The following is a 1,059-nucleotide window of genomic DNA, read 5'->3' as shown; positions in this document are numbered from 1 at the left end:
GTTGTTGGTCATCATATTCAAGGATTGGAAGGGGTGCGGGAGCTTGAGGAAATGCAGGCAATTTTTGCCGCAAATGGTTATCAAAACCGTATCAAAATTGATCCATCTGTGGTGCGGGGACTGGAATATTATACCGGACCTGTTTTTGAGGCGACATTGCTTTTTGATGTTCTCAATGATGATGGACAAAAAGTTGTCTTTGGGTCCATTGGTGGAGGTGGGCGCTATGATGGATTGGTTGCACGATTTCGTGGTGAAAATGTTCCAGCGACGGGTTTTTCAATTGGTATCTCACGCTTGATAACAGCTTTGCAAAATCTTTCAAAGCTGCCTGTAAAGAAAACACCTGGGCCGGTTGTGGTGCTGATGATGGATAGAGAGCCAGAGGCTGTTGCACAATATCAAAAAATGGTCATGCAGTTGCGTAAAGCGGGAATTCGTGCTGAACTCTATCTGGGAGCATCAGGGATTAAAGCGCAGATGAAATACGCAGATCGCCGCCAGGCTCCTTGTGTGGTGATTCAAGGATCACAAGAGCGCCAAGACAGAAAAATACAGATCAAAGATTTGATCGAAGGTGCGCGGTTGTCTCATGAAATTAAGGATAATCAAACATGGCGCGAAAGCAGACCAGCGCAGATAACGGTGGATGAAGAGCGATTGGTCCAAGCTGTACAAGATATTTTAATATCCCAAAATGCACAAAAGTTTTAGCTTTTCAAATATCAGGATCATTACCTTAGGTTTTCCGCCTTAATAAGTAAGACGTGAGAGTAGAGGGAGAGGGGTGGTCATGGTCCACTTGTAAAGAACAGACGTGTTACCAGGGAGAATTATGAAATTTACCAAGGATTAGCAAAAGGATTTACCAGTTTATTAAGGATGAGTCTCTCAGAGGCCTGTTGGGTACTGAAAACCTTATTCGTCGTTTTATTGAAGAAGTTCATTTTATTTAAAAACGGAGGCTTCAATGCGAGAGTTTTCCCTTAGCTGCAGGCAAGGCGTTTGGCGTTCATAAAGTTATGATCTTGGTATCGAAAGGGGCATCCGGTTTTGGAA

General features: G+C 43.5%; 1 protein-coding gene. It reads left to right on the top strand.

What is annotated here, in order from left to right:
• On the top strand, nt 1-714 hold a 714-nt coding region (locus ACFIK8_RS08960; protein ID WP_375669217.1), incomplete at its 5' end, for an ATP phosphoribosyltransferase regulatory subunit.
• Between the last annotated feature and the right edge of the window lie 345 nt (nt 715-1,059).

It is taken from the genome of Bartonella sp. MR168JLCBS (assembly GCF_042194175.1).
The sequence above is the reverse complement of the archived record's forward strand: the minus strand, read 5'-3'. Positions and strand labels throughout refer to the sequence as shown.